Origin of the sequence: Pseudodesulfovibrio pelocollis (assembly GCF_030282845.1) — a bacterium.
In the GTDB taxonomy this organism is placed as follows: Bacteria; Desulfobacterota; Desulfovibrionia; order Desulfovibrionales; family Desulfovibrionaceae; genus Pseudodesulfovibrio; species Pseudodesulfovibrio pelocollis.
Genome location: NZ_JASTWE010000020.1, coordinates 14,755 through 37,614 on the forward strand (window position 1 = coordinate 14,755; position 22,860 = coordinate 37,614).

The 22,860-nt window shown below is 65.7% G+C and carries 17 protein-coding genes and 1 pseudogene; 9 read left to right on the top strand and 9 right to left on the bottom strand.

Translation table 11 applies throughout. The features are described from left to right. Positions 1 to 23 precede the first annotated feature (23 nt). Genes QQS14_RS08610 through QQS14_RS08620 form a run of 3 tightly spaced genes read left to right on the top strand, consistent with a single transcriptional unit; the run spans position 24 to position 8,152 of the window. A complete protein-coding gene (locus QQS14_RS08610; RefSeq protein WP_285906575.1) occupies positions 24 to 3,767 on the top strand; it encodes a DUF748 domain-containing protein in 3,744 nt (1,247 codons plus the stop codon). 9 nt (positions 3,768 to 3,776) lie between these two features. Continuing rightward, positions 3,777 to 6,602, top strand: a complete 2,826-nt coding sequence (locus tag QQS14_RS08615) for an ABC transporter substrate-binding protein (RefSeq protein ID WP_285906576.1) — start codon at positions 3,777 to 3,779, stop codon at positions 6,600 to 6,602. Further along, positions 6,599 to 8,152, top strand: coding sequence for a response regulator (locus QQS14_RS08620; protein ID WP_285906577.1), 1,554 nt, complete (start codon positions 6,599 to 6,601; stop codon positions 8,150 to 8,152). Before QQS14_RS08615 ends, QQS14_RS08620 begins: the two co-directional genes overlap by 4 nt. Here the strand turns inward: QQS14_RS08620 and QQS14_RS08625 are convergent, their stop codons facing one another. From QQS14_RS08625 to ispH, 4 genes and pseudogenes are all read right to left on the bottom strand, one after another. Then, complete coding sequence (locus tag QQS14_RS08625; RefSeq protein ID WP_285906578.1) at positions 8,153 to 11,029, bottom strand: bifunctional diguanylate cyclase/phosphodiesterase; 2,877 nt, start codon at positions 11,027 to 11,029, stop codon at positions 8,153 to 8,155. A 135-nt stretch (positions 11,030 to 11,164) separates the two neighbouring features. Continuing rightward, positions 11,165 to 12,157, bottom strand: coding sequence for a GTP 3',8-cyclase MoaA (moaA, locus tag QQS14_RS08630; RefSeq protein ID WP_285906579.1), 993 nt, complete (start codon positions 12,155 to 12,157; stop codon positions 11,165 to 11,167). Then, positions 12,150 to 12,530 carry a molybdenum cofactor biosynthesis protein MoaE gene (locus QQS14_RS08635; RefSeq protein ID WP_285906580.1) on the bottom strand — a complete coding sequence of 127 codons (381 nt, stop codon included), beginning with the start codon at positions 12,528 to 12,530 and terminating at the stop codon, positions 12,150 to 12,152. Before QQS14_RS08635 ends, moaA begins: the two co-directional genes overlap by 8 nt. 430 nt (positions 12,531 to 12,960) lie before the next feature. Next, positions 12,961 to 13,806, bottom strand: a pseudogene (gene ispH / locus QQS14_RS08640) (4-hydroxy-3-methylbut-2-enyl diphosphate reductase); the annotation flags it as partial. Between the two features lie 124 nt (positions 13,807 to 13,930). Between ispH and QQS14_RS08645 the strand changes: the two are divergent. After that, the gene (locus QQS14_RS08645; protein WP_285906581.1) at positions 13,931 to 14,560 is read left to right on the top strand and encodes a TetR/AcrR family transcriptional regulator; all 630 of its coding nucleotides are present in this window, start codon (positions 13,931 to 13,933) and stop codon (positions 14,558 to 14,560) included. 125 nt (positions 14,561 to 14,685) lie between these two features. Next, positions 14,686 to 15,522, top strand: coding sequence for a glutaminyl-peptide cyclotransferase (locus QQS14_RS08650; protein WP_285906582.1), 837 nt, complete (start codon positions 14,686 to 14,688; stop codon positions 15,520 to 15,522). Between the two features lie 46 nt (positions 15,523 to 15,568). Here the strand turns inward: QQS14_RS08650 and lgt are convergent, their stop codons facing one another. Further along, positions 15,569 to 16,366, bottom strand: a complete 798-nt coding sequence (gene lgt, locus QQS14_RS08655) for a prolipoprotein diacylglyceryl transferase (RefSeq protein ID WP_285906583.1) — start codon at positions 16,364 to 16,366, stop codon at positions 15,569 to 15,571. 119 nt (positions 16,367 to 16,485) lie between these two features. Between lgt and QQS14_RS08660 the strand changes: the two genes are divergently transcribed. The 3 genes from QQS14_RS08660 (at position 16,486) to QQS14_RS08670 (ending at position 18,659) form a co-directional block, all read left to right on the top strand. Continuing rightward, the gene (locus QQS14_RS08660; RefSeq protein WP_285906584.1) at positions 16,486 to 17,232 is read left to right on the top strand and encodes a hypothetical protein; all 747 of its coding nucleotides are present in this window, start codon (positions 16,486 to 16,488) and stop codon (positions 17,230 to 17,232) included. A gap of 14 nt (positions 17,233 to 17,246) precedes the next feature. After that, positions 17,247 to 17,909 (top strand): hypothetical protein, encoded by a 663-nt coding sequence (locus tag QQS14_RS08665; protein WP_285906585.1) that lies wholly within the window; start codon positions 17,247 to 17,249, stop codon positions 17,907 to 17,909. 138 nt (positions 17,910 to 18,047) lie between these two features. Next, positions 18,048 to 18,659 (top strand): 3'-5' exonuclease, encoded by a 612-nt coding sequence (locus QQS14_RS08670; protein WP_285906586.1) that lies wholly within the window; start codon positions 18,048 to 18,050, stop codon positions 18,657 to 18,659. A gap of 11 nt (positions 18,660 to 18,670) precedes the next feature. Here the strand turns inward: QQS14_RS08670 and arfB are convergent, their stop codons facing one another. Then, the gene (gene arfB / locus QQS14_RS08675; RefSeq protein ID WP_285906587.1) at positions 18,671 to 19,093 is read right to left on the bottom strand and encodes an alternative ribosome rescue aminoacyl-tRNA hydrolase ArfB; all 423 of its coding nucleotides are present in this window, start codon (positions 19,091 to 19,093) and stop codon (positions 18,671 to 18,673) included. A gap of 116 nt (positions 19,094 to 19,209) precedes the next feature. Here arfB and QQS14_RS08680 point away from each other — a divergent pair, with 116 nt between their 5' ends. Beyond that, positions 19,210 to 19,698 carry a YchJ family protein gene (locus QQS14_RS08680; protein ID WP_285906588.1) on the top strand — a complete coding sequence of 163 codons (489 nt, stop codon included), beginning with the start codon at positions 19,210 to 19,212 and terminating at the stop codon, positions 19,696 to 19,698. Positions 19,699 to 19,780: 82 nt separating this feature from the next. On the opposite strand, the gene dxs is transcribed toward QQS14_RS08680, so the two are convergent. The 3 genes from dxs to xseB are packed head-to-tail and all read right to left on the bottom strand — an operon-like array spanning position 19,781 to position 22,829. Continuing rightward, positions 19,781 to 21,682, bottom strand: a complete 1,902-nt coding sequence (dxs, locus tag QQS14_RS08685) for a 1-deoxy-D-xylulose-5-phosphate synthase (RefSeq protein ID WP_285906589.1) — start codon at positions 21,680 to 21,682, stop codon at positions 19,781 to 19,783. Between the two features lie 21 nt (positions 21,683 to 21,703). Continuing rightward, entirely contained in the window at positions 21,704 to 22,597 is an 894-nt protein-coding gene (locus QQS14_RS08690) for a polyprenyl synthetase family protein (protein ID WP_285906590.1), read from the bottom strand. Then, positions 22,587 to 22,829: an exodeoxyribonuclease VII small subunit gene (gene xseB, locus QQS14_RS08695; RefSeq protein ID WP_285906591.1), complete on the bottom strand. Its 243-nt coding sequence runs from the start codon at positions 22,827 to 22,829 to the stop codon at positions 22,587 to 22,589. The genes QQS14_RS08690 and xseB overlap by 11 nt, the downstream gene beginning before the upstream one ends. Positions 22,830 to 22,860: the final 31 nt, after the last annotated feature.

Here is a 22,860-nt window from a genome sequence, read left to right on the forward strand (position 1 = left end):
TTCGAGACTTTGCGGACCCGAGCATGATGGCATTCCTCGACAAAATACCCCTTGCCACTCCCCGGATACGGCGCGTGGCCTTTGGCCTGCTCTGCGGTCTGGTCGCTTACGCCCTGGCCGGGTTCCTGCTGCTCCCGACCATCATCAAATCCACCATCGTCGGCCAGGGGGCCGCCGCCCTGGGCCGGTCCACCCATCTCGGCGAGGCCGCCTTCAACCCATTCACCCTGCGCCTGACCCTGCGCGATTTCCGGGTAGACGCGCGAACGGACGGGACCGAGAACGCAGAAGCGCTGCTTTCCTTTGACGAACTGTCCGCCTCGGCCTCCATCTCCTCCCTGTGGAAGATGGCCCCGGTCATCAACGATCTCGCCCTGGGCGGCCTCGCCGTGTCCGTGACCCATTACGGCGACGGCCATTACTCCATCTCGGACCTGCTCGACGGGCCGGGCGGGCCGGACGAATCCCCGGACCAGGTGGGCACGCCCTTTCCCTTTGCCCTGTACGGGTTCGAGATGAGCAACGCCACCATCGTCTTCGACGACAGGCCGCACGGCAAGCGCCACGTCATCTCCGAAATCAACCTGAGCGTTCCCTTCACCTCGAGCTTCGAGGCCCTGCGCGGCGAATTCACCCAGCCCACCTGCTCGGCCGTGATCAACGGCGACCCGATCACCCTGGACGGACAGACCCTCCCCTTTCACGACTCCCTGCGCACCGAGTTCCGCCTGGGCGCGGTCAATGTCGATCTGAGCAAATACTGGCCCTACGTCCAGGCAGACACGCCGCTTTCCCTGACAAGGGGCCGCTTCTCCTCGGATATCTCCCTCAACTTCGAGCGGCCGGACGCCCGGCGCATCACTGTCTTCATCAGCGGCGGCGGCAGCCTGACCGGGCTGGAAATCGCCTCGCCCGACGATGGCACCGTGCTCTCGGCAGAGCGCCTCGGCTTTCGCCTGGAGCGTTTCTCTCCGGGCGACATGCGCCTCGCCCTCTCGGAACTCAGCGTGGACAAACCCGTTGCCCGGGTCATCCGCCATGAGGACGGACAGCTCAACTGGGAGCGGTATTTCCCGGCCTCAGGCGATGGAAACGGGAACGCGGCCACCGCAGACGAGGCCATCCAGGCCGTGATCCGCGCCCTGACCGTGAACTCCGGCCGCGTGGAGTGGATCGACCGGGCCGTGCCCGGCGGATTCACGCGCGCCGTGACTGACATGACCATCACGGCCCAGGGGGTGAACACCGGGGCCGAGCCAGCGCCCTTTGCCGCGTCCCTGACCATCGGCCCTTTGGCCGAAGGAAACGCCACGGCCGATGGCCGCGCCACCATCACCGCCAACGGCCGTTTTGCCCTCTCGCCCCTGTCCGCCTCGGCCGCCGTCACCGCAGCCGGAATAGCCCTGCCGGACTATGCCCCCTATTTCGCCCAGGCCCTGCCCCTGACCGTGGACAGCGGCGTGGTCGGCTTGAGCGGCACCGTCGCCCTGGCGGACTCGGCGACCATCACCCTGCGCGACGGGACCATGGCCCTGACCGACCTGCAACTGCGTGCCCCGGACAGCGACACCCCGGTCGTCACCGCCTCCAGGTTGGACGTGGACGGCATCGCTCTGGACACCGGGACCCGAGTTGTCACCGTGGCCGAAATCCGGCTGGAAGACCCCGAGGCGCGGCTGCGCATGGACGAACCGGGCCGGGTTGACCTTGTGACCATGTTCGAGGACAGGGACGATCTCCCTGACAGCGACGTGGCAGCCGAAGACGACCTGGACTGGACCGTGGAGGTGAACGTTCTGCGCCTGCACCGGGGCAGCGTGACCCTGGTGGACGCCAGCGCGGTACCCGCTTCCGGGGTGGACGCCAGCGCGCCCCACGCCTCGGGGCCGCCCGCCGCTCTGGCCCTGACCGGCATCGGCCTTGAAGTCCGCGATATTTCTACCCGCCGCGACGGGTCCGCAGACGCGCCCGAATCCACGCCCCTGACCGGCGACCTCACGGCTGACTGGGGCGGCGGCGGGACCATTGGAATAACGGCCAAGGCCACCCTCGCGCCCCTGACCGCCAGCGGAACCGTCACCCTGGCCGGGGTCGGGCTTCTCCCGGCCAATCCGTATCTCTCACGTTTCGCGGACATGGCCCTGACCCGGGGCGCGGCCTCGTCCACCATGGACTTCGAATTGGCTGAAGACGGACGGCTGACCCTCTCCGGCAACGCTTCCGTGACCGACACCTCCGTAATCGACACCGCCGTCGCGCAAACCACGGAAACAGGTGGCCAAGGCGCCGAGTTGGTCGGCTTCGACACCCTCGGCCTGACCTCATTTCGCTTCGAGAGCGAGCCAGCCCGGTTGGCGGTGGAGGCCATCCGCCTGACCGGCCCGCGCGGGCAAGTGGAGTTCGACGAGAAGGGACACGTCAATCTGCTCACGGCTCTGCGCATCGCCCAGCCCGACCCCCTGCCTGATTCGGAAAACAGCACAGGACTGGCCACCGTGGCCGCAAGCCAGGCCGTACCGGAGGCAGCCAACGCCGATGCCAGCCCCGAACCTGCCGAGCCGGGCTTTTTCGAGACCATGCGCATCGGCACGGTGATCATGGACAATGGTTTGATCCGATTCCGCGACGCCTCGGTCACTCCGGCCTACGCCACCGAGGTCAAGGACATCCGGCTCACCCTGACCGACATCGCCCAGACCGACGAGGCCCGCCCCAAGGTGGACATGCACGCCAGCCTCGGCCATACCCCCCTGTCCGCCAAGGGGGTGATCAACCCGGTGGTCGTGCCCCTGTATTCAGACATCACTGTCAACCTGGGCGGCCTGGAGCTTGCGCCGCTGACCCCTTACACCCTCAAGTACCTCGGGTATCCCGTGGAAGGCGGGCGGCTCTATGCCGAGGTCGTCTTCAGGACCGAAAACAACGTGCTTGATGCGGACAACGCCTTCCACATCCGGCAACTGGCCCTCGGCCCCAGGGACACCCGGCCCGACGCGCCCAACGTGCAAGTGCGCTTCGGCCTCTCACTGCTTGAGGACGCGAACGGCGATGTGCGGATCAACCTGCCCATCCGGGGCAGGCTCGACGACCCGAACTTCCGCTTGAACGGCATCGTCTTCAAGGCCTTGGCCGGCCTGTTCACCCGGGCGCTGACCTCGCCGTTTTCCATCATCGGCTCCCTCTTCGGCGGCGCTGGCAAGGACATCGACACCCTGGTCTTCGAGCCGGGACGCAGCGACCTGCGCGCCTCCGCCCTGCACAAGCTCGATACCGTGGCCGCCGCCCTCGACGCCCGGCCACGGCTCACACTGGAGGTGGTCGGCGTGACCGACCCGGAGGCCGACCGCCAGGGCCTGGTCGATATCCATATCCAACACCGGCTCAAGGAGCGAAAGCTCCGCTCCCTGCCGCCCTCGCAGCGGGCCTGGACCACGGTGGAGGCCATGACCATCGAGCCGGACGAATACGAAGACCTGCTCTACGAGGCGTACAAGGCCGAGCCGGACGAGACCGGCACCCGCCCCACCACCTTCTTCGTGGCCGACAGGCAGCCGCCCGAGGTGATGCGCAAGTACCTCGAAGACGCCATCGCCGTGACCGAGGACGACCTGCGCCAGCTTGAGCGGGACCGGGCCGAGGCGGTCAGGCTCCATCTCGTGGAGCGGGACCCGGCCCTTGAAAAGCGCGTCACCCTGCCCGATCGACGCGGCGTACGCACGGCCAGGACCGGCGTCCCGCTGCACCGGGCCGACCTGGGGCTTCGATAGGAGAAAGCCATGAAACGCTCCTTGGACCATGCCGCCGCACCATCCCCCGGGTTCCTTCCATTGGGGAGCGCGTGGCTGGTCCGGGCCACCTCCCTGGCGGTGCTCATGGCCGCCCTGGCCAGCATCGCGGCAGCCCCGGCCTGGGCCGGACCGCGCCCGGTCACCCTCCAGCTCAAGTGGTCCCACCAGTTCCAGTTTGCCGGATATTACGCCGCCCTGGACAAGGGCTTTTATCGCGACGAGGGACTGGCCGTGCGCTTCAGGGAACATCGGCCAGGAATCACCGTCGAGGCCGAGGTGGTGGCCGGTCGCGCGGACTTCGGCGTCAGTTCGGCCGAGGCCCTGATCCATCATCAGCAGGGCGCTTCGGTGGTGGTCCTGGCCGCCGTATTTCAGCGCGCGGCCAACGTGCTGCTGCTTCGCGCCGACCTTGGCGCGGCCAATGACGTCCTCGACCCCTCCGATCTCGCCGGGCGGCGCGTCATGCTCCCGCCCACGCCACCGCCCTCCATCCGGGTCATGCTCGCCCGCCACGGCATCGACGAGTCCGACATCATCGTCCAGCAGCTCACCGGCAATCTCGACGACCTCATCCACGGCGAGACCGACGCCGTGTCCGCCTACCTGACCTGCCAGCCCCGCGCCCTGGCCGAGGCGGGCGTGGCCGCCAGGGTCATGAATCCGGCGGACCACGGGGTGGATTTCTATGGCGACTGCCTGATCACCTCGCGCCGACTGGCCGGGAGCGAACCGCAGCTGGTGGATGGATTCCTACGGGCGAGCCTGCGGGGCTGGACATACGCCATGGACCATCCCGAGGAGATCATCGCCCTCATCCGCGAGCATTACGCGCCGGGAAGGAGCCTTGAGGCGTTGCGCCACGAGGCCGACGTCATGCGCGAACTCATTCTGCCGCAGTTGGTGGACATCGGCACCATGAGCCGGTCCAGATGGGAGCGCATGGCCGAGGAATGCCGCGCCGCCGGACTCATCGACCGGGTTCGGCCCCTGGACGATTTCTTCCACACCCCCACGGATCAGCGCAAACTTGGCTGGATGAACCAGGGCCGCCCCTACCTGATCGGCGGTGCGACCCTGGTCGCCGCGGCCTTCCTGCTGCTGGCCCTGGTGGCCCGCAGCCAGCACCGCAGCATCCGGGCCAGGACCAGCCAGCTCGAACGCAACCGCGAGAGCCTGCGCCAAGTCATCGACCTGGTGCCCAACATGGTCTACGCCAAGGACCGCGAGGGGCGGTTCCTGCTCGCCAACAGGGCCATGGCCGATGCCCTGGGCAGCACAGTGGACAACCTGACCGGCACCCTGGAATCCGAAATGCATTCCGACCTTGAACAGGCCCGGCGCAGGCTGGCGGACGACAGGATGGTCTTTGACTCAGGCCACCCCATCCTCACCCTCGAAGAGCCCTTCCGCCACCACGACGGCACCCTCCACTGGCTCCAGACCACCCGGCTGCCCTATCTCTCGGCCGATACCGGCGAGCCTGCCGTGCTCGGACTGGCCGTGGACATCACCCAGCGCAAGCTGGGCGAGGAGGCGCTGCGCAAGAGCGGGGAGCGGTTTCGGGCCATCTTCAACCAGACCTTCCAGTTCACGGCCATCCTCGCCCCGGACGGCACGGTGATCCATGTCAACGACAGCTCCCTTGAGCAACTGGGGAGAAAGCGCGAAGAGATGGTGGGCAAACCTTTCTGGCTGGCCCACTGGTTCGAGACCGGCCCCGACACCCTGACCTGGATCAAGGACGCCGTTCTCCGGGCCGCCCGGGGCGAGGTGGTCCGGCGCGAGGCCACAGCCGTGCGCTCCGATGGAGAACCCATGATCATGGACTTCTCCCTCAAGCCGGTGCGCGGCGAAGACGGCACCGTCATCTTCCTGGTCCCCGAAGGCCGCGACATCACGCTGCTCAAACGCACCGAGGCCGAACTGCGCCGCCTCAACGAACAATTGGAAGAACGCGTGGCCGAGCGTACCCGCAATGTGGAACAGGCCAAGGCCGAACTGGAACGCTCGCTGGAGGAACTGAGCCGGACGCAGGAGGAACTGATTCTCTCGGAAAAACTGGCCGCCCTGGGCGGTCTGGTGGCCGGAGTGGCCCACGAGATCAACACTCCGCTGGGCATCGGGGTCACGGCCAGTTCCTTTTTGACCGACAGGATCGTCGAGTTGGACGAGGCCTTTGCCGCAGGCACCCTCAGGAAATCGGACCTGGAACAATTCCTGGCCGATGCCCGGGACTCCTCGGCCAGCATTGAGGCCAATCTTGGCCGCGCGGCCGGGCTGATCAGCAGCTTCAAGCAGGTGGCAGCCGACCAGTCGTCTGAGATGCCGCGCCTGTTCAACCTGCGCGGCTACGTGGATGAGATACTCTTGAGCCTCGGGCCTCAGTACCGCCACACCGGCCACACGGTGGAAAACCTCTGCCAGGATGTGGAACTGTACAGCTATCCCGGCGCCTTTGTGCAGATCATCGCCAACCTGCTGACCAACTCGCTGACCCACGCCTACGCCCCGGGCGAGACGGGCCATATCCTCATCGACGGCCGGGTCGAGGGCGAAAATATCGTCTTCACCTTTTCCGACGACGGCGCAGGCATTGCCGAATCAATCCGCGACAGGGTCTTCGAGCCCTTTGTCACCACCCGGCGCGGCAGCGGCGGCACGGGGCTCGGACTGCACATCGTCTTCAATATCGTCAACCAGGTGCTTGACGGCGCCATCCGTCTGTCCACCGGACCGGGAGAGGGCACCACCTACACCATCTCCATCCCCAGAGAACACGTCACAGGCACGGAAAACCCGGAGAGGGAAGCATGACCGACACTGAGCGCGACGAACTGCGCTTCGCCGCAGAAGAGGAAAAGGATCAGGCCACGGACACCAGCAGGAACTGGAAGCTGCTCGTGGTGGACGACGATGACTTCGTGCACCGGGTCACGGCCATGGTCCTCAAGGGATACCGGTTCGAGGGCCTCGGGCTGACCATCCTCTCGGCCTACTCGGCGGCCGAGGCCAAGCGGCTGCTCGAAGAGCACACGGACATCGCGGCCATGCTCCTCGACGTGGTCATGGAGACCCCGCAGGCCGGGCTGGAACTGGCCGACTGGGTCCGCAACGAACTGAAGAACAAGCTGGTGCGCATCATCCTGCGAACCGGACAGCCGGGTGAGGCTCCCGAGCAGGAGGTGATCTTCAGGTACGACATCAACGACTACAAGGAAAAGGCCGAGCTGACATCCCAGAAGCTCTACACCGCCATCACCACGGCCATCCGCAGCTATCGCGACATGCGCTCCATCGAGTGCAGCCGCAAGGGACTGGCCCGCATCCTGTCGGCCTCGCCCGATCTCTTTCGCGCGCAATCCCTGGGCGAGTTCGCCTCGGGGGTGCTCACCCAGCTGGCAGCCACCGTGTGCCAGGGCGACGACACCCTCATGGCCCGGGCCTCGGGCGTGGCCGCGGCCAAGCGCGACGGCCAGTTCCGAGTCATCGCCTCCACCGGCAAGTTCGAGGCGGCCAGGGGCCGCGCCGTGGCCGAGACCGGGGACCGGAACGTCATCGCCTGCATCGAGCGCGCCGCCGCCATCAAGCGCAGCTTCTTCCACGACGACGCCTTCGTCGGCTACTTCCGCACCGCCAGCGGCTCGGAGAACGTCATATATCTGCAAGGCACCCGGCCCATCACCGAGGAGGACAGGTCCCTCATCGAGATTTTCTCGGCCAACATATCGGCCGCCTTCGACAACATCGACCAGAACACAGCCATGGGCGACACCCAGCGCGAACTGCTCTTCAGCCTGGGCGAGGCAGTGGAGACCCGTTCGGCCGAGACGGCCAACCATGTGCGCAGGGTGGCGGAATACGCCCGGCTACTGGCGCTCAAGGTCGGCATGCGGGACGATCAGGCGGAGAACCTCCGGCTGGCGGCCACCATGCACGACGTGGGCAAGATTGGGGTACCCGACGCGGTGCTGCTCAAGGCCGGACCGCTTTCGGAATCGGAATTGGGCATGGTCAAGGAGCATCCGACCATAGGGTACGAGATTCTCAAGGGTTCGGGCAGCCCGGTCATACGGCTGGCCGCCATGGTGGCCCTGCAACATCATGAGCGGTGGGACGGCCTAGGATACCCGCAGGGCCTCAAGGGCGAGACCATCGACCTGGTCGGCCGCATCGTCATGCTGGTGGATGTGTTCGACGCCCTGGGATGCGACCGGCCCCACAGGCGGGCGTGGCCCGTGAGCGACATCCTCGCCTTCATCGGCGAGCACCGGGGCACCATGTTCGACCCGGCCCTGACGGACCTGTTCCTCGAACATCGCGACGAGTTCCTGGCCATCAGGGAGCGGTGGACCTCGGACGGCTGATCAGCCCCGCAGCGAGCAGACGCCGCCTTCGCCAAGGAGGAACCTGACCACGTCCTCAAGGGGCAGGGGCTTGCTGTAGTAGAACCCCTGCACCGTGGCACAGCCGAAGGAGGCGAGCAGGTCGAGCTGCTCCCGGGTCTCCACCCCTTCGGCAACCACATCGATGCCCATGGTCCGGGCCATGAGCACCACGGTTTCCACGATCTTGGCATCGCTCTCGTCCTCGGTGATGTCGCGGACAAAGGAGTGGTCGATCTTCAGGGCGTTGATGGGAAAGGTCTTGAGGTAGTACAGCGACGAATACCCGGTGCCGAAATCGTCGATGGAGATGGAGATGCCCTGCTCCACCAGCCGGTCGAGCTTGGCCACCGAGGAGTCCACGTCGGTCATCAGGGTGGATTCGGTGATCTCAAGCTCCAGGCGCGAGGCGGGCAGGCCGTTGCGTTCGAGGTTGGCCATGATCATTTCCACCAGATCATCCTGACCGAACTGGATGGGGGAGAGGTTGACCGCCACGGTCAGGGCCGAACAGCCCATCCCGTCGAGCACCTGCATCGCCTTGCAGGATGCGTCCAGCACGAATTCGCCAAGGGGCACGATCAGCCCTGTCTCCTCGGCCAGGGGGATGAAGTCGCCCGGGCTGACCACCGTGCCGTCGGGCTTGACCCAGCGCACCAGCGCCTCAAGCCCGGAGACAATGCTCGTGGCCAAGTCCACCTTGGGCTGGAAGTAGACCGTGAACTCGCGCTCCTTCAGGGCGCGGCGCATGTCGTTCTCCAGTTGCAGGCGGTGTGAGATGCGCTCGTTCATCTCCTCGGTGAAGAGAAAGAACCCGTTGCGGCCTCTCGCCTTGGACTGGGACATGGCGATGTCCGCGTTCTTGACCAGCACGGCCGGATCGTCGCCGTCATCCGGGTACAGGGCCACGCCGATGCTCGTACTGACGTACACTTCGTGCCCGCCGACGACAAAGGGCTCGTCAAAGACGCGCAGCAACCGCTCCGCCCGGGCCACCACCTCGCGCTCCTCGCGGATGTTGGCGGCCACCACGAGGAACTCGTCACCGCCCTGACGGGCCACCGTGTCCTCGGTGCCGCGCATGGCCACGAGCCGCTCGGCCACGGCCTGGAGCAGGGTGTCGCCCCGGGCATGGCCCAGGGAGTCGTTGACCTTCTTGAAATTGTCGAGGTCGATGAAAAAGACGGCAACCCTGGTTCCGGCCCGCACGGCCTGGGAGATGGCCATCTTCAGCCGGTCGAGCACCAGCATGCGGTTGGGCAGGCCGGTCAGCGAGTCGTGATAGGCCTGATGCTCGATCTGCATGTCCCGCTGCTTGAGGTCCGAAATGTCGTGGAACACGGCCACGTAATTGACGGGCTGGCCGTTGTCGTCGCGGATAGAGCTGATGCTCAGGATCTCGGGGTAGGCCTCGCCGTTCTTGCGGCGGTTCCATATCTCGCCTTGCCACGACCCCCTGGCCTTGAGGCTCTGCCACATTTCGTTATAGAAATCCGGTTCGTGCCGGTCCGACTTGAGCACCCGGGGATTCTTGCCGATGACCTCCTCGGGCGTGAATCCGGTGATGGTGGTGAAGGCGGGGTTGACGGCCAGAATGACCCCGGAGATGTCGGTGATGGAAATGCCCTCCAGGGCGTTCTCGAAGACCTTCTCGAAGAGCCGCAGCCGCCGCTCGGCCCGGATGCGCTCGTCGATCTCGCCGCGCAGTTCGTCGTGAAAGTCCTCAAGCCGGGCCATGTAGCGATTGAAATGCCTGGACATCTCGCCCAGTTCGCCCCGGGCGTTTTCGTCGGCGCGCACCGAGGTGTCGCCGCCATCAGCGTCGCGCATGCGATCCATGAGCGAGGTGATGGGCCGAGAGATGGAAAGCCCCAAGAAGTAGCCCAGGGGCAGGGCCATCAGCAGGGTCAGGAGCACGGCGGTGAGAATGATGCTGCCCAGGGTGCGCAGCGGGGCGTAGACCTCGTCCAGGTAACTCGACGAGACCACGATCCAGCCCAGCTCCGGCAGCGAGCGGAAAAGCATCAGCTTGTCGCGGGGCTCCTTGGCACCAGGATCGAGCCAGGAGTAAGTCAGCTCCCCGTTGGCAATGCGCCGGATGTCCTGAAACAGGGTGCGGCCCGAGGCATCGACCATGTTGGTCACGTTTCCCGTGAGCCAGGGATGGTAGACGATGGTGCCGTCGGTCTTCAGGATGAGGGGATAGCCGGAATCCCCGGCCCGGATCGTCTCGACCCCGCCGCGAAAGTCCTCCACCTCGACCAGGGCGGCGAACTCGCTACGGTAGGCCGAGACCGACACGATCCAGCCCCACGGCTCGAAGAACTCCATATGCATGGCCTTGGGTCTGGCCCGCACCTCGCCCGGGTTGGCCCATTCATACTCCATGTACCCCTGAAGCCGTCGCGTCTGCTCCTTGCCTATCCACTCGCCTCCGTAGTCCCGGCCCACGAGGGCGGCGTTGGGATGGGCCACCACCACACCCTGGCTGTCCATGACAAAGACGTACCCCGACTCGCCGACCGACTGGCTGAGCATGAGGGAACGCGCCTTGGCCTGGGCCTCCTCCAGGGTGGTGCTCCCGGCGCGGACCTCGGCCTGAAGCCCGGCCAGGATGCTCCAGTTGGCCTCGGCGATGGCTCGCAGCCTGTTGCGCACCGAGACCTGGGTGGCGGTCTGAACCATGGCCCGAACCGCCTCGGTGGAACTTTCCAGCTCGCGGTGGATGTTTTCGAGCAGGGTGGCGCGCATCACCGAATAGACCGCCCCGCCGAACACGGCCATGGACAGGGCGAAGAACAGGGAGAAATACCCCATCAGGCGATATTTGATTCCGATTTTTCTCAACGAATGCGGCACGTGGGCAGTATCCTGCAAATTCAGTCTGTTAAGGCATCATTGCGGCACGGTTCCGAAACACGAAACGATAGAATAAATCGGATCGTTGCGCTTTGGAAGCCCATTATAATGGAAATAATGTGGGGGAGGAAGGCATCAACCGCCGATGGAGGCCATGCGGGTCTTGCAGACCCCCTGCCCGGCCATTCGCTCCAGGAGCTTGTAGCCCATGGGCTTGTGGCGGCTGGCCCGGGCGATGATGCGCTCCACGGCGGGAATGCCCAGGCGCGGATGGCGCAGCACCGGGCGCAGGCGGTACACCTTGTCGGAGAAGAGACAGGTGCGCAGATCGCCGTCCGAGGTCAGGCGCAGCCGGTTGCAGGTGTCGCAGAAGTGGTTGGTGTAGGGCGAGATGAGACCGATGCGGCCCAGGCCGCCCTTGATGTCGAAGGTGCGGGCCGGGCCGCTTCCGTTGTGTGACGTGGGCACCAGCTCGGCCAGGGCCGAGGCCTGGGCCAGGATGTCGCGGGCCGACCAGACACTGGCGTCGCTCCAGCCGGTTTCCAGCCCCACGGGCATGAACTCGATGAAGCGCATGTCAATGTCCCGGGTGCGCGCAAACTCCACAAAGGCGGGCAACTCGTCGTCGTTGACCCCCTTCATGGCCACGGCATTGACCTTGACGACCATGCCCGCCTCCAGACAACGGTCGATGCTGGCGCGCACGGTGTGGAAATGATCGACCCCGGTGATGCGCCGGAATTTTTCCGGGTCCAAAGTGTCGAGCGAGATGTTGATGCGGCGGATGCCCGAGGCGGCCAGCCTGTCCACATGCTCGCCGATCAGCGTGGCATTGCTGGTCACGCACATGTCCACGCCCGGAAAGCGGGCGGCTGCGGCGATCATGAAGTCGGCGAACCCCTTGCGCACAAAGGGTTCGCCGCCGGTGAAGCGGAACTTGACCACCCCCAGCCGGGCGGCCATGTCCATCAGGTCCAGAATCTCCTCGTAGCGCAGGATGTCTGGATGGGGGATGAACTCCCGCCCCTCCCCGGCGCAGTAGGTACAGCGCAGATTGCAGCGGTCCGTGACGCTGATGCGCATGTAGTTGGCCTTGCGGCCGTGTCCGTCCTCCAGAAGGCTACGCATCGGGCATCCCGGCGGCGAAGACCTCGCGTTTGGTCACGGCCTCGGCCTTGACCCTGTCGAGGAAGTCGGCCAGGGCGGCCTTGACGTTTTCGCGGATGTCGCCCGCCACGATGAGGAAGAGCACATCGTCGCCGGGCTGCATCAGCCCGCTGTTGGCGTGGGCCACGGCCCTGAAGATGCCCTCGCGGGCCTCGATCTCGCGCCGGATGGCCTCGATCCGCTCCAGGTCAGGAGTCACCTCGATGGCCGTCACCTCGGCGCGATCCTTGCGCGACCAGGCGCGCACCACGCCGTTATGCACGAGGATCATGCCCACGTTGTCCGAGAATCCGGGTTCGCGCTTGAGTTGTGCTATGGCCTTGCTGATGTCCATGGACCCTCCTGGCTTGGTGGTGTTTAGCGCTGGGGCGCGGTTATTCCAAATAATCACTCCCGGCCCGCCCGGCAACCCCGGGCCTTTTGCCCCTGTTCCGACACAGCGGCCCTGACAGGGAAATCTTCCCACCGACGCTGCTGCGCGAAATAATAATACCAGCGCCCGCGCCATGGGGTATGATCAGGGCAAGGACAGAATGCAGGCATTCCCGACGCACCAATCCCCCAGGTGCCGTCCGTCGCGAGCCAGACCGCAAGAACACGCAAACGCCGCCGCTTCGCCGCCGAGAACCCTCCACACCACCGGCTGCGCAGCATCGGCAATCCCAACCAAGGCCACGGCGGGCATCCTGTCAGGGGCCAGGGTCAGCTTCCGGCACACCGTCGGGACCGCCTGGCCCCTTCTCACGCGCCCCGGCCGGGCGCTCCATGCACTCAAGGGCCCGCAGTACCTCATCAATGAGTGCCCTCGGGGTGGACGCCCCGGCTGTCACCCCGATGCGGCCATGGCCGCGCAGAGATGCAAGGTCGAGATCGGCCGCTGTCTCCACATGGACGCTCGGCGTGCCGCGCTCGATGGCCACCTGGGCCAGCCGCCGCGTGTTGCCGCTGTTGAGCCCGCCGACCACCACCATGAAATCCACCTGACCGGCGAGCTGGCTGGTCTCGGTCTGGCGCAGTCTCGTGGCGTCGCAGATGGTGTGCAGCACGACAACCTCAAGGGCCGGATCACCCTCCATGCCCGCCGCCATGGCCTCGAAGGCGGCGCGATCCTGGGTGGTTTGGGCCGCCAGCACGTAGGGGGTGCCGGGCAGCAGCGGCAGCCGGGCCAGTTCCTCCCCGGAGCCGAAGACGTGATGGCCGTTGCCCGCGTAGCTGACGAGCCCCCGGACCTCGGGATGATCGGCCTCACCATAGAGCAGCAGCACCTCGCCCCCGGCCGTATGGCGGGCGATGAGCAACTGGGCCTTCTTCACCCTGGGGCAGGTTGCGTCCTTGATGATCACGTTGCGCGCCCGAAGTTCCTGCTCCGCCTCGCGAGTGATGCCGTGGGCGCGGATGACCGCGTAGGCACCGTCCGGTATCTCGGCGGGCACAGCGGCGATGCGCACGCCCTGCTCGGCGTATTTGGCGAGTACCTGGGGATTGTGGATGATGGGCCCGAGTATGTGAATGGGCCGCCCTTCGGCCGCTGCCACGAGCTTGTCGAGCCGCCGCAGGGCCAGATCCACCCCCATGCAGAACCCCGCCGTGCGGGCCAGGATGACTTCCACGCGATCTATCTCCTTCGCCCGGCGCGCCGGACGGAAATAACGCTTGACTTTCGCCCCGGGAATAAGGGTATATATTCAAACAAATGTTTGAATCGCATACACCGGAGTCGCCGCCCGTATCATCATGAACGAGAAACCTGACGTCAACACAAAAGACGCCCTGCTCGCCGCCGCCATTGAGGTTTTTGCGGACAAGGGCTTTGACGCGGCCACGGTGCGCGACATATGCGGGCGCGCCCGGGCCAATGTCGCGGCGGTCAACTACCACTTCGGCGGCAAGGACGCCCTGTATGTGGCCGTGCTCCGTGAGGTCTTTCCCAAGGACGAGTATGATTTCGTCACCAACCGGAGCGACTCGCCCGCAGACAGGCTGCGCGCCTTTCTGGCGGCGCTGGCCCGGGAGATATACGAGCGCGGCAACGGCCTGGTCGCCCAGCGCTGGGCCATATTCCTGCGCGAGATGGCCAAGCCCAGCGCCAACCTCGACTTCATCGTCCAGCGCCAGGTGCAGCCCCGGGCCGACGAACTGCGCGACATCGTGGCCGCCATCCTCGGTCCAAACACCCCGGAGCGGATCATGGCCTTCTCCTGCTCCAACATCTGGGCGCTGATGCTCGACCACCTGCTCACCCAGCCCATCCTCGACCGGCTCACGCCGCAGCGGCCAGCGGTCCAGACGAGCATGGAGGACTTCATCGGGCATGTGGTGCAATTTTCCCTTGGCGGACTGCACGCCGTCAGGGAGAACCCGTAAGGTCGGAGACCGGGGTCACCCTCCCCTTGACCCCAACCCGGTTTCCTGCGACCTTCCCCCAATGGCGGGGAGGACCATCCTCCGATGGTTCTCCCCGTCCTGTCGTCTGCCTGGAGAATCGCGAAATGCACCCGCTTCGACTCGCCTTTGCCTTGGCCCTGTGCGCCCTGATCGCGCCCGGACTCGCGGCCACGGCCTCGGCCCGGGCCATGGTGCTGGAATGCCGGGTGGTGGCCGAGTTCCCCCACGATCCGCAGACCTCCACCCAGGGGCTGATCTACAGCCAGGGCCTGCTGCTGGAGTCATCCGGCGGCTTCGGCCAATCCTACCTGACCATCTCCGAGCCCGAGACCGGCCGCCGCCTGCTCACCCGGCACATCGAGGGGCGCTACTTCGCCGAGGGCATCGCCCTGCACGACAACAAGCTGTACATGCTCACCTGGCTCTCGGGCACGGGTTTCATCTTCGATGCGCAGTCCCTGGAGCTGCTGGCCAGCTTCGCCTACCGGGCAGACGGCGAGACCACAGAAGGCTGGGGGCTGGCCCACGACGGCACGCGCTTCATCCTCAGCGCGGGCACGGACACGCTACGCTTCCACCGTCCCGGCGATTTCGCCAGGACAGGCACCCTGACCGTGCGCGACGGCGACGAGCCCGTGCGCCTGCTCAACGAACTGGAATGCGTGGGTGGGATGATTCTGGCCAATGTATGGAAATCCGACCGGCTGGCGATCATCGACCCCCAGTCCGGGCAGGTCGCGGCCTGGATCGACCTGACGCCGCTTCGGGAGCGCATCGCGCCGGAATCGGGCTCGGCCAACGGAATCGCCTACGACCCGGAATCAGGCAGGCTCTTCGTCACCGGCAAGCACTGGGACAAGCTCTTCGTCATCGAAGTGGACACCGCCCTGTGGCGCATGCCCGTCAGCCGCGAGACCGTGTCCGGCACCCCGCTCCCCTGACTGACCCCGGCGTCGGTCAGCCACGCCAACCCATCACGGTTGGTAGCTAGACCGCGCCGCCCGCTCTCTCCTTGGCGTAGCCCCACCAGATCAGGCCGCCGCCAAGGGCGATCATGGGCAGGCACAGAATCTGCCCCATGGACATCCACTGTAAGGCCACAAAGCCGAGATGGGCGTCCGGCTCGCGGGCAAACTCCACCGCGAAGCGGAAGACGCCGTAGCCGAGCAGGAACAGGCCGCTCACGCATCCGGCCGGACGCGGTCGGGCCGAATACCACCAGAGGATGGCGAACAGGAGCAGCCCCTCAAGCCCGGCCTCGTAGAGCTGCGAGGGATGGCGCGGCGCGCTGCCCGCGCCCGGAAAGGGCATGCCCCAGGGCAGGTCCGTGGGCCGTCCCCACAATTCGGCGTTGATGAAGTTGCCGATGCGCCCGAAGAAAAGCCCGGGCGGCACCAGCGGAGTGATGAAGTCGCCCACTTCGCGCGCGCCAAGTCCCTTGGCCCTGGCAAAGAGCAGGCACACCGCCACCACGCCCAGCGCCCCGCCGTGAAACGACATGCCCCCCTCCCACACCGCGAAGATCTTGAGCGGATGAGCCAGGTAGTATTCCGCATTGTAGAAGAACACGTAGCCCAGGCGGCCGCCAGCCACCACGCCCAGGATGGCCCAGGTGATGAAGTCGTCCACCATGGCCGGGGTGAAGCGATTGGCAGGGCTCGCCGCCCGCCAGCGGCCCAGGAGCCAGCCCGAGCCCACGCCGAAGACGTACATCATGCCGTACCAGCGCAGCGCCAGCGGGCCTATGGAGATCATGATCGGATCAAACTGCGGATAACTGAGCATGAACATCGCTCCAGGCGCGACACGCCGCCTTTGTTTTCTCGTGGGATTCTGGTATGCTGACGTTTGCCGAACACGGTGTGCCTTTTTGGAACGCACGTCAACCCCGGGACGGAAGGGACATGGAAACGACGCAGGAACTCGACATTCTGGAGATGCCCCTCGAAGGACTGGCCGCCTATTGGCTCTCCATCAAGAAGATCATGGACGCCAGAAAGGGCCGGGCCATCATCGACGAGGAGATCGCCAACACCGACGAACCCTACATCCTGCACCTGCTCGAAACGGCCTTCTCCTCCCTGCCCCCGGACATGATCCGGCGGCTGACAGCGGTCAAGCGCGAGCTGCTCCTGGAGGACTACGGCCGCAAGATCGACCTGATGCGTCTGGCCGTCTTCGCCATCGCCTCGGGCGAGAATCCCCGCATCACGCTGGTACGCATGGATTCCAAGTTCGCCGTGCCGCTTATGCGCGAGGACACGGCCTTTGAGATGGCCACGGCCATGTTCGACGCCATCCGGCCCAAAGGAGTGGACCTGTCCATCCTGCTCTCGGTGGATCACAAGCTCAAGGCGGACAGGCTGCTGGTCAAGCTGCTCTTCTACGTCATGTTCGCCCGACGCGAGGGGCGGCAGAGCCTGGATCGCTTTCTGCCGCACATGGGCTCGCGCTTCTTCTCCGAGGGCGTATCCCTGGCCATCGACAACTTCGAGGCCGATTTCCTGGCCCATCATCTGGAAGGCATCCGCGACCAAACCATCGTCCACACCGGCCGCAAGATGGACATGGCCCTGGAAATGGCCCTGGCAATCCGCGACAAGCTGCCGTATGATGATATATTCCGTATCGCTCGGACCTACATGCTCTGACCAACGAGGCTGCCATGAAAAAAACACGGATAATCCTCCTCATCGCCCTGCTCGTCGGCACGCTCCTCGCGCCCGCGCAGGCCACGGCCTGGACCTCGGTGCGCACGGGCCAGAAGAATTTCGAGCGGGCCTGGCTGGCATACACCTTCCGTCGCTTCGATCAGGCCAGCCAGCACTTTGCCAAGGCGGCCGACGCCTTTGGCGCGGGTCTGGCCGAAGATCCGCCAAGCCGCACCACCATGTTCGCCTCCAACCTGACCATGGCGGGCATGTCCCTCTATTACGCGGGCCGCCACGCCGAGGTGGCCGCGCCCATGCGCAAGGTCATGGACAAGGAGAACCGGGTCTGGGAAGCTCCGCTCTATGCGGCTCTGGCCGCAGCCCGGCTTGGAGACAGGGCGGCCACCGTCGATCTCCTGACCCGCTATCTCAAGACCAGCCCCACCCAGCCCATCCTCTCGGCCGAGGTGCGCCGCCAGCTCGACGCGCTGGACTCGGGCGCGCCAGCCCTGGCCCAGGTGGCGGACACCATCGAGGGCGCGGCCTTCGAGCAGTTCGACAACAACATCAACCTGGTCGGCAGCAGAGGGGGGGAGATGCGGGACTACTGCGACGGCAACTACTGGTGGCGCTCCAACAGGCAGCCCTGCCTTGAACGCTTCAAATACACGAACTAGACATCGGCCCGACGCCACCCCGGCATCGGGCCGCCTTTCGTCGCCCGTTCCTTCACTATGGACTTGACGGACGCGGCGAAATATTGAACCATCCGACGTTTTTCATGGGGCCACGCTCCGCAACACAATCGAAAACTCATGACCAAGGCCCCCGCCATACCCGACCAATATCTGAGGCCCTTCACCAAGGACGACATCAACACCTTGCCCCTGCGCCGCTACGAGGGGCCGGTGGCTGTCGTGCGCACCGAAAAGCAGCGCACCCAGGCCCTCAGGGAGATGGAAGGCGAGACCCTGCTCGGCTTTGACACCGAAACGCGCCCGGTCTTCAAGAAGGGAAAACGGCCCGGCCCGCCCGCCCTCATCCAGCTGGCCACGGCCTCCTGCGTGTATGTATTCCAGATCAACCTGCTCCCCATGTGCAACGGATTGTGCGATCTGATGGAGGACAAGCGGGTGCTCAAGACCGGCGTGGCCGTGCGCGACGACATCCTGGGCCTACAGAAGATGGCCGACTTCGAGCCCAAGGGATTCATTGATCTTTCGGAAATCACCACTGCGGCCAACATGCAGACCCACGGGCTGCGCAACATGGCCGCCAACCTCCTTGGATTCCGCATCTCCAAGTCCGCCCAGTGTTCCAACTGGGCCAAGGATCACCTGACCCCCCAGCAGATCAACTACGCCGCCACCGACGCCTGGATCAGCCGCGAACTCTATCTCGCCCTGGAACGCATCGGGCTGTTCTGATCCCCACGCCCCTACTCGTCCATGCCCGGCGTCCTGCGCTGGCGCTTGCGCTCGGCCGTGTGCCGCTTGCGCACCAGCCGCTTGCGCCGGGCGCTTCTGGGCACTGCGGTATCCTTGCGCGGCGTCACTGGCGTGAGCGCCCGGCGCATCAGCTCCACGAACCGCGCGATGGCCGACTCCTTGTTGGATTTCTGGCTGCGGGAGGTCTGGGAAGACACCCGGAGCACGCCGCGCTTGTCGATCCTGCCCGCAAGGGAGCGGGTGACCATCTCCTTCTGATGCCGGGTCAGGCTGGGGCTGGCAGCCACGTCAAAGAGCAGGGTCACGCGACTGTCCGTGGTGTTCACATGCTGGCCGCCCGGCCCGGAGCTGCGCGAGGCGGTGAAGGCGACCTCGTCATCGGGAATGGTCACCGTGTCGGTTATCCGTATCATCCCCGATCAGTGCCACGCCTCGGGCCGGGCCGCAACCCCACCACTTGCGCATTGACACCCGCACCGCTTTCTATACAATCCGCCGCATCGCAAACTCCCCTGCAAAGGACACGATCATGACCAAACCCTGCCCCTGCGGTTCCGGCAAGGAACACATCGATTGCTGTGGCCCATATATATCCGGCCAGACCCCGGCCCCCACGGCCGAGGCCCTCATGCGCTCCCGCTACAGCGCCTATGTGCTCAAGGAATTTGACTATCTCAAGGAAACCCTGGCACCCGAAGCCCTCAAGGACCACGACGAGGCCTCGGTCCGGGAGTGGGCGGAATCCGCCAGTTGGCTGGGCCTTGAGATTCACGAAACATGGGCAGGCGGCGAGGACGACGACAAGGGCATGGTGGAATTTTCGGCCATGTACGCCATCGACGGCGAAGAGCGCACCCACCGCGAGCGCAGCCAGTTCCAGCGCCTGGGCGGGCACTGGCGCTATCTGGACGGGGCCATGGTCTCGGGCCCGCCCATCCGCAAGGAGCCCAAGATCGGGCGCAACGAACCCTGCCCCTGCGGCTCTGGCAAAAAATTCAAGAAGTGCTGCGGACGCTGAGCGCGCCCCGAAGCATCGACGCACAAAGGCCCGGCTGTCCCTGAAGGATGGCCGGGCCTTCGCGCGTCCAAGGACATGGACGCTACTTGGCGCACATGGCGCGCAGGGCCTGCTTCATGCCCTCGGCATCAATGCCGAGCATGGCCCGAAGCTCCTTCTGGGTGCCGTGCTCCACGAACTCGTCAGGGATGCCGATCCGCCTGATCTGCTTGCCCGAGAGGACTCCCTCGTCTACGAGCAGCTCAATCACGGCCGAGCCGAAACCGCCCGCCAAGGCGTTCTCCTCCACCAGCAGGATAGTCTCGAACCGGGCCGCGAGGTCGAGCAGTTGCTCGCGCGGCAGCGGCTTGACGAAGCGGGTGTTGAACACGGCCACCTCAAGCCCATCTTCCTCAAGCTGCATGGCCGCCTCCACCGCCGGATAGACCCGGGAGCCAAGCGTGATGACCACGGCGTGGGTCCCGTCGCGCATCAGCTCGCCCTGGCCCAGCGGGATGGGCTGGGGATCGGGGCTGACCGAAGCGCCCACTCCAGTGCCGCGCGGGTAGCGCATGGCGCACGGCCCCTCGTGGGCAAAGGCCGTGACCATCATCCGGGCCATCTCGGCCTCGTCCTTGGGGGCCATGATCACGAGGTTGGGAATGTGGCGCAGGTAGCTGAAGTCAAAGGCCCCGTGATGGGTGGCCCCGTCCTCACCCACCAGGCCGCCCCGATCGAGGAAGAAATTGACGTTGAGGTTCTGCAGGCAGACATCATGCACGATCTGGTCGTAGGCGCGCTGGAGGAAGGTGGAGTAGATGGCCACGGCGGGTTTGTAGCCCTGGGTGGCCAGCCCGGCCGCAAAGGTCACGGCATGCTGCTCGCAGATACCCACATCCACGAACCGCTCGGGATAATTCTTGCGGAAACACTCGGTGCCCGTGCCCTCGGGCATGGCAGCGGTGATGGCCACGATGGTCTTGTCGCGCCCAGCCAGATCGCACAGGGTGGAGCCGAAGACCGAGGTGTACGAGGGCAGACCCAGGCCCGAGAACTTGCGCGCCAGCCCGGTCTCGGGCACGAACTCGCCCACGCCGTGAAAGTGTGTCGGGTCGGACTCGGCCGGTTCGTATCCCTTGCCCTTGGTGGTCATCACATGGACCAGCACCGGCTTGTCTATCTGGCGTATCTCCTCGAACACCTTGATCATCTGCGCGGTGTTGTGGCCGTCGATGGGGCCGACGTAAGTGAAATGGAAGGCCTCGAAGAGAATGCCCGGGGTGAAGAAGCTCTTGACCGAGTCGCCGTAGCGCTTGGCGTACCCGGCCAGATCGTCGCCGATCTTGGGGATGGTGGCGAGCAGGTCCTCCACATCGCTCTTGAGGCGCTGCAGGAAGGGGGTAGTCATCTTGCGGCTCAGGAACCGGGAGAGGGCGCCCACGTTCTTGGAGATGGACATCTCGTTGTCGTTGAGCACCACCACCATCTTGCGGCCCAGGTCACCCGCCTGATTGAGCCCCTCGAAGGCAAGCCCGGCGGTGAGTGACCCATCGCCGATGACCGCGATGACCTCATGGTCAAGCCCCTTGAGGTCGCGGGCCACGGCCATGCCCAGGGCGGCGGAAATGGAGGTGGAGGAATGGCCCACCCCGAAATGGTCATAGGGATTCTCGGCCGGGCGCGGAAACCCGCTCAGGCCGCCCTTCTGGCGCAGGGTGTGGAACTGCTCAACCCGGCCGGTCAGCAGCTTGTGGGCATAGGCCTGATGGCCCACATCCCAGATGAGCTTGTCCTCTTCAAGGTCAAAGGCCCGGAACAGGGCCAGGGTCAGTTCGATCACTCCCAGCGAGGGAGCCAGATGCCCGCCGTGCCCGGCCACCTGACCGATGATCACGTCGCGCAGCTCCTGGGCCAGGACTTCCAGTTCGGCCACTGACAACGCCTTGACGTCGCCGGGCTTCCTGATCCGCGATAGAATGGTCGTGTTCATGAGCGCATCGGTCATAGGGCGGTCACACTAAGCCAATCAGCACACTCTGTCCACAATGTACCGGGCCAGGTCGGCGAGCAGGGTTTTTCCCGCGCCCTCGTAGTCCACAAGCCGCTGCACCGCCTCGTCTGCATGGCCCGAGGCCAGCTCCTTGCTCTGCGCAAGGCCGATGAGGGCCGGATAGGTGGACTTGCCCATGGCCGCGTCGCTCCCGGCGGGCTTGCCCAGGGTGGCGGTATCGCCCTCCACGTCGAGCACGTCGTCCACGATCTGGAAGGCCACGCCCACGGCCCGGCCATACTCGCGCGCGTTCTCCACATCGCGGTCCGGTGCCCCGGCCAGCACGGCCCCGCACTCGCAGGCCGCCGTGATCAGCGCGCCGGTCTTCATGGCGTGCATCCGGCGCAGCTCCTCAAGGGTCACCTCGGCCCGGCCGGTGAAGGCCATGTCCACGGCCTGACCGCCAACCATGCCGCCACCCCCGGCCGCCGCAGCCAGCACACCCACGGCCCGCAGCACCCGCTCGGCGGGCAGGCCATGCTTGAAGGATGCCTCGGCCATGAGGGAGAACGCCTCGGTGAGCAGCCCGTCCCCGGCCAGGATGGCCGTAGCCTCGTCAAACTGTTTGTGGTTGGACGGCCGCCCCCGGCGCAGGTCGTCGTCGTCCATGGCCGGGAGATCGTCGTGGATGAGGGAATAGGTGTGGATGCACTCCAGGCTGGCGGCAAAGGACATGACCCGCGCCGGGTCGCCGCCGAGCATGGACGTCCAGGCCAGGGTCAGCACCGGCCGCAGCCGCTTGCCGCCCGCCAGCAGCGAATATTCCATGGACGCAAGCAGCCTGTCGGGTATCCCGCGCCCGCGCAGACAGCCTTCGAGATACGCCTCCACCTCACGGGCCCGTTCGGCCAGCCTCGCCTTAACGGTCATCGCCATCCTCCGCCGCCATGGCTTCCAGCGCCTCGAACTCGCGCACCAGCCCATCACTGACGATGCGCACTTCCTGTCGGGCCGCCTCCAGCTGCTTGCCGCAGGCCTGGGCCAGGGCCAACCCCTCCTTGTACAGGGCCACACCCTGCTCAAGGGGCAGATCGCCCCGTTCCAATCGGTCCACCACGTCCTTCAGCCGCTCAAGCCGTTCTTCAAAGGATTCCCCGGTCACGATTCCTCCAGGCTGATTTGAATCAAAAACC

What these genes read in the sequence shown, in the direction of transcription:
- QQS14_RS08610 (WP_285906575.1), top strand. Translation starts at nt 24, where the DNA reads ATGATGGCATTCCTCGACAAAATACCCCTTGCCACTCCCCGGATACGG.
- QQS14_RS08615 (WP_285906576.1), top strand. Translation starts at nt 3,777, where the DNA reads ATGAAACGCTCCTTGGACCATGCCGCCGCACCATCCCCCGGGTTCCTT.
- QQS14_RS08620 (WP_285906577.1), top strand. Translation starts at nt 6,599, where the DNA reads ATGACCGACACTGAGCGCGACGAACTGCGCTTCGCCGCAGAAGAGGAA.
- moaA (WP_285906579.1), bottom strand. Translation starts at nt 12,157, where the DNA reads ATGCGTAGCCTTCTGGAGGACGGACACGGCCGCAAGGCCAACTACATG.
- QQS14_RS08635 (WP_285906580.1), bottom strand. Translation starts at nt 12,530, where the DNA reads ATGGACATCAGCAAGGCCATAGCACAACTCAAGCGCGAACCCGGATTC.
- QQS14_RS08645 (WP_285906581.1), top strand. Translation starts at nt 13,931, where the DNA reads ATGAACGAGAAACCTGACGTCAACACAAAAGACGCCCTGCTCGCCGCC.
- QQS14_RS08650 (WP_285906582.1), top strand. Translation starts at nt 14,686, where the DNA reads ATGCACCCGCTTCGACTCGCCTTTGCCTTGGCCCTGTGCGCCCTGATC.
- lgt (WP_285906583.1), bottom strand. Translation starts at nt 16,366, where the DNA reads ATGCTCAGTTATCCGCAGTTTGATCCGATCATGATCTCCATAGGCCCG.
- QQS14_RS08660 (WP_285906584.1), top strand. Translation starts at nt 16,486, where the DNA reads ATGGAAACGACGCAGGAACTCGACATTCTGGAGATGCCCCTCGAAGGA.
- QQS14_RS08665 (WP_285906585.1), top strand. Translation starts at nt 17,247, where the DNA reads ATGAAAAAAACACGGATAATCCTCCTCATCGCCCTGCTCGTCGGCACG.
- QQS14_RS08670 (WP_285906586.1), top strand. Translation starts at nt 18,048, where the DNA reads ATGACCAAGGCCCCCGCCATACCCGACCAATATCTGAGGCCCTTCACC.
- arfB (WP_285906587.1), bottom strand. Translation starts at nt 19,093, where the DNA reads ATGATACGGATAACCGACACGGTGACCATTCCCGATGACGAGGTCGCC.
- QQS14_RS08680 (WP_285906588.1), top strand. Translation starts at nt 19,210, where the DNA reads ATGACCAAACCCTGCCCCTGCGGTTCCGGCAAGGAACACATCGATTGC.
- dxs (WP_285906589.1), bottom strand. Translation starts at nt 21,682, where the DNA reads ATGACCGATGCGCTCATGAACACGACCATTCTATCGCGGATCAGGAAG.
- QQS14_RS08690 (WP_285906590.1), bottom strand. Translation starts at nt 22,597, where the DNA reads ATGACCGTTAAGGCGAGGCTGGCCGAACGGGCCCGTGAGGTGGAGGCG.